General features: G+C 66.9%; 9 protein-coding genes. 1 reads left to right on the top strand and 8 read right to left on the bottom strand.

The features are described 5' to 3' along the window. Positions 1-15: 15 nt before the first annotated feature. The 5 genes from AC3A35_RS18345 to cobA are packed head-to-tail and all read right to left on the bottom strand — an operon-like array spanning position 16 to position 5788. Positions 16-912: a nitrate- and nitrite sensing domain-containing protein gene (locus AC3A35_RS18345; RefSeq protein WP_487437632.1), complete on the bottom strand. Its 897-nt coding sequence runs from the start codon at positions 910-912 to the stop codon at positions 16-18. A gap of 36 nt (positions 913-948) precedes the next feature. After that, positions 949-2154, bottom strand: a complete 1206-nt coding sequence (locus AC3A35_RS18340; protein ID WP_487437631.1) for a methyl-accepting chemotaxis protein — start codon at positions 2152-2154, stop codon at positions 949-951. 52 nt (positions 2155-2206) lie between these two features. Then, positions 2207-2524 (bottom strand): nitrite reductase small subunit NirD, encoded by a 318-nt coding sequence (gene nirD, locus AC3A35_RS18335; protein ID WP_487437630.1) that lies wholly within the window; start codon positions 2522-2524, stop codon positions 2207-2209. Further along, the gene (gene nirB / locus AC3A35_RS18330) at positions 2496-5012 is read right to left on the bottom strand and encodes a nitrite reductase large subunit NirB (RefSeq protein ID WP_487437629.1); all 2517 of its coding nucleotides are present in this window, start codon (positions 5010-5012) and stop codon (positions 2496-2498) included. The genes nirD and nirB overlap by 29 nt, the downstream gene beginning before the upstream one ends. Positions 5013-5023: 11 nt before the next feature. Further along, the gene (gene cobA / locus AC3A35_RS18325) at positions 5024-5788 is read right to left on the bottom strand and encodes a uroporphyrinogen-III C-methyltransferase (protein WP_487437628.1); all 765 of its coding nucleotides are present in this window, start codon (positions 5786-5788) and stop codon (positions 5024-5026) included. On the opposite strand from cobA, the gene AC3A35_RS18320 reads away from it, so the two are divergent. After that, positions 5781-6107, top strand: coding sequence for a hypothetical protein (locus tag AC3A35_RS18320; protein ID WP_487437627.1), 327 nt, complete (start codon positions 5781-5783; stop codon positions 6105-6107). The two genes, cobA and AC3A35_RS18320, sit on opposite strands and share 8 nt — an antisense overlap. A 125-nt stretch (positions 6108-6232) precedes the next feature. Here AC3A35_RS18320 and AC3A35_RS18315 read toward each other — a convergent pair whose 3' ends face one another. Genes AC3A35_RS18315 through AC3A35_RS18305 form a run of 3 tightly spaced genes read right to left on the bottom strand, consistent with a single transcriptional unit; the run spans position 6233 to position 9261 of the window. Beyond that, the gene (locus AC3A35_RS18315; protein WP_487437711.1) at positions 6233-7027 is read right to left on the bottom strand and encodes an ABC transporter ATP-binding protein; all 795 of its coding nucleotides are present in this window, start codon (positions 7025-7027) and stop codon (positions 6233-6235) included. A gap of 10 nt (positions 7028-7037) precedes the next feature. Continuing rightward, positions 7038-7985 (bottom strand): nitrate ABC transporter permease, encoded by a 948-nt coding sequence (ntrB, locus tag AC3A35_RS18310; protein ID WP_487437626.1) that lies wholly within the window; start codon positions 7983-7985, stop codon positions 7038-7040. 16 nt (positions 7986-8001) lie between these two features. Continuing rightward, positions 8002-9261, bottom strand: coding sequence for a CmpA/NrtA family ABC transporter substrate-binding protein (locus AC3A35_RS18305; RefSeq protein ID WP_487437625.1), 1260 nt, complete (start codon positions 9259-9261; stop codon positions 8002-8004). Positions 9262-9474: the final 213 nt, after the last annotated feature.

The following is a 9474-nucleotide window of genomic DNA, read 5'->3' as shown; positions in this document are numbered from 1 at the left end:
CCGGGTGCCGCCGCATCATGGGCCACGCCCGCCGCTGTCGTCCTGCCCGTCCAGCGCCTTCTGTAGCGTCTCGCCACTGGCCCGTATCCAGCCGAACACGCTGTCGATCGCCTCGGTCGCCGCGGCGAAGTAGGCCTCTGCAGTGATGGTGGTGCGAGCGCTGGCGAGCAGCCCGGTGCGCACCAGGGTGGCCAGCCGGTCCACATTCTGGCGGGCGAGCAGTCCGGCCGCCTGCCGCCCATCGACCTCGCTCGCCTGGCGCAGCAGCGACTCCGCCCGCGACGCGAGGAACACCAGGCGGACCCGCGCCACCGGCGCGCATTGCCCCGCCGCCGCCGCACCACTGCCGATCGCGCGTGCCTGACCGAGACATTCGCTGAGCGCGGGCAGACGGTAGGCGAAGTTCTTCGCCAGCCCCGGCGGCAGGGTCGAGCCGCCGGGCAGTTCGATCCGCGCCTCGCCGAGGGCGGCGAGCATGCCGGTCAGGCGTTCGATCTGGCGGGTGTGGGCGGCGATGTTCTGCTCCGGCGTGGCCTTCTCCAGGCCATCGACCAGTTCGCGCCAGCGGTGACGGAACAGGGCCGCATCCTGCACCGTGAAGCACGGGCGCAGCATGCCGTTCTCGTGCGCGGCGACCGCCATCAGGGCCGGCATCAGCGCATCGATGTCGCGCCGCCGCGCGTGCATCCGGGACTCGAAGCTCGCATCGCCGGCCAGCCAGCCGGTACTCAGGCCGCGGTGCTGCTGCAACGCGCTCAACATGCCGATCAGACGGGTGCACGCGCCCAGGGCCACCACCGCGTCCGCGCGCCAGGCGCCCCGGCGACCACGCAGCCGCCAACCGGCGAGTACCACCCCCCCAATCGCGGCCCCCATCCCGAACAGGGCCGGCACCACCGAATCCATTGCCATTTTTTCGTTCTCCGCGGCAATGACGCCGAACCGGGTTCACTCGAAGCGGTAGCGACCGATGCGTTCGCTCAGTTGCCGTGCGAGTTGGTCGAGATAGCGGGCGAGTTCGGTGTTCTCGCGCACCCGCCGCTCGTTGGTGTCGGCGAGCTGGGCGACTTCCTCGATGTTGGCCGCCACCGCTTCGCTCGCCGCGCTCTGCTCGCGGCTCGCGTCGGCCATCTCCTGCACCAGGCGACCGGCATGCTCGGCGCTCTGCTCCATGCCCTGCAGTTCGACCACCGCGGCGCGCGCGTCGACCGCGGTGCCGCGCGCACGCGCATCCACGCCGCCCATGCCCTCGGCCATGGTGGCGATGCCGGCCTGGACCTTGCCGATGCGTTCGGTAATCTCGCGGGTGGCCTGGGCGGTGCGTTCGGCGAGCTTGCGTACCTCGTCGGCGACCACCGCGAAGCCGCGGCCCTGCTCGCCGGCACGGGCGGCTTCGATCGCGGCGTTGAGCGCGAGCAGATTGGTCTGATCGGCGATCTCGGCGATCACCCGCACGATGCCACCGATCTCCTGCGAGTCGCGATCGAGCCCGGACGCCTGGCCGACCGCGGCGGACACGGTATCGGCCAGGCGCTCCAGGGTGTGCGACAACACTTCGATGCGCCCGGCGCTGGTCGCGGCCACCTGGCGCGTCTCCCCGGCCACCGCCGCCACCGTACGGGCCTGCTCGCTCGCCGCTTGCTGGCTGATCGACAGTTGTTCCAGGCTCGCGGCCGAGGATACGGTGACGTCGCGCTGCGCACGCACGCCGGAGGCGCCGTCGGCCGCGTTCGCGGCGGTTTCGCGGGCCACGCTGGAGATCTCGTGCACCGAACGCGAAAAGTCGACGAACACCTGCGCCAGCGCATGGGTCATCGCATTGAGGCGTTCGGCCATCTCCGGCTGCAGCCGTGAATCGTGGTGCGCAATCCGCCCGGTCAGGTTGCCGGCCTCGAGCGCCGAGGCGAATGCGGACAGGGCCAGCCGCCAGCGGCGTTCGGCACGCCAGTGCGTCACCGCGAGCGCCAGCGCTGCCAGCAGCGCGGTCGTACCGGCACCGACGACGAGACCGTTGCCCGTCCCCGCACCGTAGCCGATACCGCCCCCGGCAAGCAGGGCCAGGCCCACGACGCCTGCGATCCGTACACCGCCGCGCGGCTTGACCCGCGCGGCGGTGGCGGCTTCGCTCTCCCACACCTCCACCTTGTTGTTCACTTCCGGCATCGCTCCTGTTCACGCTGGCCGCCGGGTGGCGTGGACCGTCTGCCTATGCGTCCAGCCATACGTCGCCCCGATCGATGCGAACCGGGAAACGCCCGGTACAGCCCGCGTCCGGCGCACACGCCAGCCCCGAATCGAGCTCGATGTTCCAGCCATGCAGCGGACAGGTCACCCGGGCCTGTGCCCCGCTGCCGTGCACGATGCCCTGCGACAGCGGACCACCCTTGTGCGGACAGACATCGACCAGGGCGAACACACTGTCGCCCTCGGCACGGAACACCGCGATGTTGCCGTCGGGGTGGGCGATCACGCGCGCGCCGAGCACGGGAATCTCGTCAAGCGGGCATAGTTTCTGCCAGGCCATGGCGGTCTCCGTTGTCGTCGAGGTTCAGCCGGATGGTTTTGTACTGGCGCACGAGCGGTGCGGCCTGCTGCTCGGCCCAGGGGTCGGGGGCATCCTTGAGCGCGAACAGCAGACGCTCGTACAGCGCCTTGCGGCTGGCGGCATCGTCGACGACCAGCTTCTTCGCGCGCTCGAGACCGACACGTTCGATGTAGTGGCAGGTGCGCTCGAGATAGTAGGCCTCCTCGCGGTAGAGCTGGAGGAAGGCGCCGGCGTACTCCATCACCTCCTCGTCGCTGCCCACCTTGCAGAAGAACTGCGCCACCTCGGTCTTGATCCCGCCGTTGCCGGCCACATAGATCTCATAGCCCGAATCGACGCCGATGATGCCGACGTCCTTGATTCCCGATTCGGCGCAGTTGCGCGGGCAGCCCGACACCGCGAGTTTGACCTTGTGCGGGCTCCACATGCCGAACAGCATCTTCTCCAGCTTGACCCCCATCTCCATCGCCAGCTGGGTGCCGAACCGGCAATGTTCCATGCCGACGCAGGTCTTCACCGTGCGCAGGCTCTTGCCGTAGGCGTGCCCGGAAACCATGCCGGCCGCGTTGAGGTCGGCCCAGATCGCGGGCAGGTCGTCCTTCTTCACCCCGAGCAGGTCGATGCGCTGGCCCCCGGTGACCTTCACCGTGGGGACCTGGTATTTCTCCGCCGCGGCGGCGATCGCGCGCAGCTCGTCCGGGGTGGTCAGCCCGCCCCACATCCGCGGCACCACCGAATAGGTACCGTCCTTCTGGATGTTGGCGTGGGCACGCTCGTTGATGAAGCGGCTCTGCGGATCGTCCTCGGCCTCGTGCGGCCAGGTCGAGATCAGGTAATAGTTGAGGGCCGGCCGGCAGGTCGCGCAGCCATTGGGCGTCTGCCAGTCGAGCGCCCTCATCGTATCCGGGATGGTGAGCAGCTTTTGCTCGCGAATCGCGGCGCGGACCTCGCCATGGGTGTGATCGGTGCAGCCGCAGATCGCCTTGGCGTGCTTGTCCACCGCCTGGTAGGCACCGCCCACGGTGGAAGCGAGAATCTGCTCCACCAGGCCGGTGCAGGAACCGCACGAGGATGAGGCCTTGGTGTGCTTGCGCACTTCGTCGAGCGAGAACAGGCCGTGCTCCTGGATGGCCTTGACGATGGTGCCCTTGCACACCCCGTTGCAGCCGCAGATCTCCGCACTATCGGGCAGCAGTGCGGCCTGGCTCTGGCCCTGATGGCCGGCGTCGCCAAGCTGGGACTGGGCAAAGCCCTGACCGAACATCAGGTGGTCACGCATCTCGGCGACATCCTTGCCCTCGCGCACGAGCTGGAAATACCACGCGCCGTCGGCGGTGTCACCGACCATCACCGCGCCGGCGAGCTTGTCGTCCTTGAGCACCAGCTTCTTGTACACGCCGCCGGCACGGTCGTGGAGCACGATCTCGTCGCACTCCGTCCCGCCCTGAAAGTCGCCGGCCGAGAATACGTCGACGCCGGTGACCTTGAGCTTGGTCGAGGTCACCGAACCCTGATAGCGGCCGATGCCGTAGCCGGCGAGGTGATTGGCGCAGACCTTGGCCTGATCGAACAGCGGCGCGACCAGGCCGTAGGCGATGCCGCGGTGGTTGGCGCATTCGCCTACCGCATAGACGCGTGGATCGGTGATGGTCTGCAGCGTATCGCTGACCACGATGCCGCGGTCGCAGTGCAGCTTGGTCGATTCGGCCAGTGCGGTGCTCGGGCGGATGCCGGCGGCCATCACCACCAGGTCGGCCGGGATCAGCGTGCCGTCCTTCAGCCGCACCGCCCCCACGCGGGCCGCCCCCTCGCTGCCGTCGACCGGCAACAGTTCGGCGGTCTGTGCCGACAGCCGGAACTTCATGCCCTTGGCTTCGAGCGAGGCCTGCAACAGGTCGGCCGCCGGTTTGTCGAGCTGGCGCTCCATGATCCAGCCGGCGAGGTGAACCACGGTCACCTCCATGCCCCGCAGCACGAGGCCATTGGCGGCCTCGAGGCCGAGCAGACCGGCGCCGATCACCACCGCATGGCGGTGACTCTTCGCCGCGTCGATCATGGCCTCGGTATCGGCGATGTCACGGTAGGCGATCACCCCGGGCAGGTCCTTGCCCGGCACCGGCAGGATGAAGGGCACCGAACCGGTGGCCAGCAGCAGGCGGTCGTAATGGGCCTCGGTACCGTCGTCGGCGCGCACGATGCGGCGCGCGCGGTTGATCTCGACCACCTTGCGCCCGGCATGCAGGGTGATGCCGTGTTCGCGATACCAGTCGAGGTCGTTCAACATGATGTCGGGCAGGGTCATCTCGCCTGCCAGCACCGGGGACAGCAGGATGCGGTTGTAATTGCCGTGCGGCTCGGCGCCGAACACGGTGATGTCGTAGCGATCGGGAGCGTGCTTGAGCAGTTCTTCCAGGGTTTTCACGCCGGCCATGCCGTTGCCGACCATGACGAGTTTCTGTTTGCGCATGATGTTCTCCTTCAGGCCGCGTAGGCGCGTGCAGCCAGATCGTGCTGGCGGAGGTCAGTGGCGGCGGCCAGCGCCGCCACTTCGCCGACGACGATGATTGCGGGGGTGGCCAGCCCTTCTGCGCTGACCCGGGCGGGCAGTTCGGACAGCGTGCCCTTGACGTGGCGCTGGCCGGGCAAGGTGCCCGAGGCGATCGCCGCCGCCGGGGTATCCGGCGGCAGGCCGCCGGCAATCAGCCGCGCAACGATGTTGAGCAGACGTCCCAGCCCCATGTAGATGACCAGCGTGGTGCCGCTCTTTGCCAGGGCGTTCCAGTTCGGTTCGCCGCAGCCTTCGCCCGCGGTCCCGGTGACCAGGGTCACGCCGTGGGTGTAGGCACGGTGGGTCACCGGAATGCCGACCGCGGCCGGCACCGCGATGCCGGCGGTGAGGCCGGGCACGACCTCGGCTTCGATGCCGAGCGCGCGCAGGTATTCCACCTCTTCGCCGCCGCGACCGAACACGAACGGGTCGCCACCCTTGACCCGGGTCACCGTCAATCCGCGCCGCGCATAACGGGCCATGACGCGATGAATGTGATCCTGCGCCGCCGACTTCATCCCGCCACGCTTGCCGACATGCAGCACGCGTGCCCCGGGTTTCGCGAGCGCCACCACCTCATCGGTGACCAACGCATCGACGAGCAGCACGTCGGCCTCACTGATGGCACGAGCCGCGCGGACCGTCAGCAGGTCTGCAGCGCCGGGGCCGGCTCCAACGAGTAACACCTTGGCCATGATCGAAATCTCCACTACGAAACTCAAAGCGAAAAAAAGCGGCGTCTCGCCGTTCCGTAGGGTGAGAACCCCGTGGAACGGCGGACGCCGTTGTCCGCATGCTCTGCTTCAAGCACTACACCGGAGCCACGTTGCTCCAGCTGTTGAACACCCTATCGCAAGATGGATGCCAGGCCTTGGAATAGTTCATAACAACATGTTTTTAAATATTTTTTCTCATAACTACCGGATTTCAAGTATGACATTGCCCGGTCATTTTCAGCACCATTCCAGTGCATCGGATGCCGTGCTGCACCACAACATCGCACATCGCCGGTGACAGCCGGCATTGCCGAGGCCGCAAGCGGCTGCCGGCGACACGACCCGCCGGCCGAAAACGGAAAGCCGGGCAGCCGACCTCTTCCAAGGCCGACTGCCCGGCTCTCACCGGCGCAGGATGACGGCTCAGGCCGCGCGCTTGAGCTGCTTGTGGTAGAGGAACTCCATGATTGCCGCACGGCAGTCGCCGAAGTGCGCGTCATGGGCAAGGACCAGGCGGTCGCGCGGCCGCTCGAGCTTCACCTCGAGGATCTCGCCGATGGTCGCGGCCGGGCCGTTGGTGAGCATCACCACACGGTCGGACAGCAGCACCGCTTCGTCCACATCGTGGGTGACCATCACCATGGTGGCCTTGGTCGCGGCGAGGATCTTCATCAGTTCGTCCTGCAGATTGGCGCGGGTGAGCGCGTCGAGCGCACCGAAGGGCTCGTCCATCAGCAGGATGCGCGGCTGCATCGACAGCGCGCGGGCGATGCCGACGCGCTGCTTCATGCCGCCGGAGATCTCGTGCGGATACTTGCTTTCGGCATGGGTGAGTCCGACCAGTTCGAGCGCCTCGTGAGTACGTTGGCGCAGCTTGGCCTTGCCCTCCTTGGCCGAGAATACCCGCTCCACCGCCAGGTACACGTTGTCGAAGCAGGTCAGCCACGGCAGCAGCGAGTGGTTCTGGAACACCACCGCGCGCTCCGGCCCGGGGCCGGCGATCTCGCGGCCCTCGCACAGCATCACCCCGCCGGTCGGGCGGGTGAGGCCGGCGATCAGGTTCAGCAGGGTCGATTTGCCGCAGCCGGAGTGGCCGATCAGGGAGATGCTCTCGCCCTCGTGGATGTCCAGGCTGACGTCGCGCAGGGCCACGAACTTGCCCTTCTTGGTGTCGAAGGTCTGGCCGACATTCTCGATCTGTACGATTTTTTTCGCCATCATGGTCTCCTTAGCGGCTCTCGTAGCTGAAGCGCCGTGCAACCAGCATCAGCATCTGTTCGAGAATCAGGCCGACGATGCCGATCACGAAGATGGCGATGATGATGTGCTCGACCTTGAGGTTGTTCCACTCGTCCCACACCCAGAAGCCGATGCCGACGCCGCCGGTGAGCATCTCGGCGGCCACGATCACCAGCCAGGCGGTGCCGATCGACAGCCGGATGCCGGTCAGCATGTAGGGCAGCACCGCGGGGAACAGGATCCGGGTGAAGATCTTCCACTCCGACAGGTTGAGCACGCGGGCGACGTTGAGGTAGTCCTGCGGCACGCGGGTCACGCCCTGGGCGGTGTTGAGGATCATCGGCCAGATCGAGCAGATGAAGATGGTCCAGGTCGCGGCCGGGTCGGCGCGCTGGAACACCAGCAGGCCGATCGGCAGCCAGGCCAGCGGGCTCACCGGACGCAGCAAGCTGATGATCGGGTTGAGCATCTGCGACAACACCGCAAAGCGCCCGATCATGAAGCCGGCCGGTATGCCCACCGCAGCCGCGATGCCGAAGCCGATGGCGACGCGCTCGAGCGAGGCGAGCACGTTCCAGCCGATACCCTGGTCGTTGGGCCCTTCGCGGTAGAACGGATCGGAGAACAGCACCACTGCCGCATCCCAGGTCTTGCCCGGACTGGGGATACCGCCACCGTTGAGGGTAGCCAGATGCCACAGGCCGATCAGCAGCGCCAGGCCGAGCACCGGCGGAAACACTGCCCGCCCGATTGCCCGCAGCCACTCGCCGGCGCGCCCGGCGCCGGCCTCCGTTCGAGCCTCCTCGAGCGGTGCCGCCTGCTGCTTCACCACGCTCACGACCGGCCCGCTCTCCGCTTCGTTACGCACGGCCGCCACTCTGGCGGCCCCCATGTCGGCTCCGGCCACCGGCCGGTCCGCGATCATCGCTGCTGTCATCGCTCCGTCCTCCCGCTCAGACCTTGACCTTGAACCCGCCGGCGTACTTCACCGGGTCCATGCCGTCCCACACCACGCCGTCGATCAGCTTGCTGCTGCGCATGTCGCTCTTGGGCAGGGCAACGCCGGCGGCGGTGGCGGCCTGCTTGTAGATGTCGACACGGTTGATCGCCTTGGCCACCCCGAGGTAGTCCGGATCCTTGTCGATCAGGCCCCAGCGGCGATGCTGGGTCAGGAACCACATCCCATCCGACAGGTAGGGGAAGTTCACCGCGCCGTCGTTGAAGAACTTCATGAAGTTGGGGTCATCCCAGGTCTTGCCCAGCCCGTTCTCGTAGCGGCCGAGCATGCGGCCAAGGATCACGTCCATGTCGGTATTGACGTAGGAGCGCGCGGCAATGGTCTCCGCCGTGGTGCGACGGTTGGCCTGCGAGGCGTCGATCCAGCGCGAGGCTTCGAGCACCGCGGCGGTCAGCGCACGGGCGCTGTTCGGGTTCTTCGCCACCCACTCGGCGGTGGTGCCGAGGATCTTCTCCGGATGGTCGGTCCACACGTCCTGGGACGTCGCCACCGAAAAGCCGACCTTGTCTACGATCGCGCGCTGGTTCCACGGCTCGCCGACGCAGAAACCGTGCATGTTGCCGACGCGGCTGTTGGCCACCATCTGCGGCGGCGGCACGACTATGGACTTCACGTCCTGGAACGGATGGATGTCGTGGGCCGCCAGCCAGTAGTACAGCCACATCGCGTGGGTACCGGTGGGGAAGGTCTGGGCGAAGGTGTAGGTGCCAGCCGGACTGGCGGCAACGACCTTCTTCAGCGATGCACCGTCGACCGCACCCTTTTCCTTCATCTGCATCGACAGCGAGATGCCCTGCCCATTGTTGTTGAGGGTCATCAGGTTGGCCATGTCCTTCTTGGCGCCACCGACGCCCAGGTGCACGCCATACACCAGACCGTACAGCACGTGGGCCGCATCCAGCTCGCCGCTCACCAGCTTGTCGCGCACTGCCGCCCAGCTCGCTTCCTTGCTCGGGATGATCTTAATCCCGTACTTCTCGTCGAACTTCTGCGTCGCCGCCATCACCACCGAGGCGCAATCGGTCAGCGGAATGAAGCCGACCTTGATTTCCTTCTTCTCGGGCGCATCGGAACCCGCCGCCCACACTCCGCCGGGAAACAGGCCGGACAACATCGCTGCCGTACCCGCTGCCGCGCCGGCCTTGATGAAGCCCCGGCGCGAGAGTTCGGGGGTCTTGATCGTTTGCTTGGTCATGTTGCGCTCCTTGCCTTCGTTGGCATTCAAAAACAAAAAGGCGCCCATTCCTCTCCCGCGCTTCAAGGCGAAAGACGAATGGACGCCGTTGTCCAGTGTTCGATCTGAATCGAACGCCAAACCAGCATTGGTTCGGCTTTGCTTTAGCTAAAGCAGCAAACGTGCCAAGACAAAAATACGGAGAGAAATCCGGGATCCAGAGGCATTGCAGGA

The sequence above is a fragment of the Azoarcus sp. Soil_N_20 genome (assembly GCF_057656155.1).
This window is presented reverse-complemented; position numbering and strand designations above follow the sequence as displayed.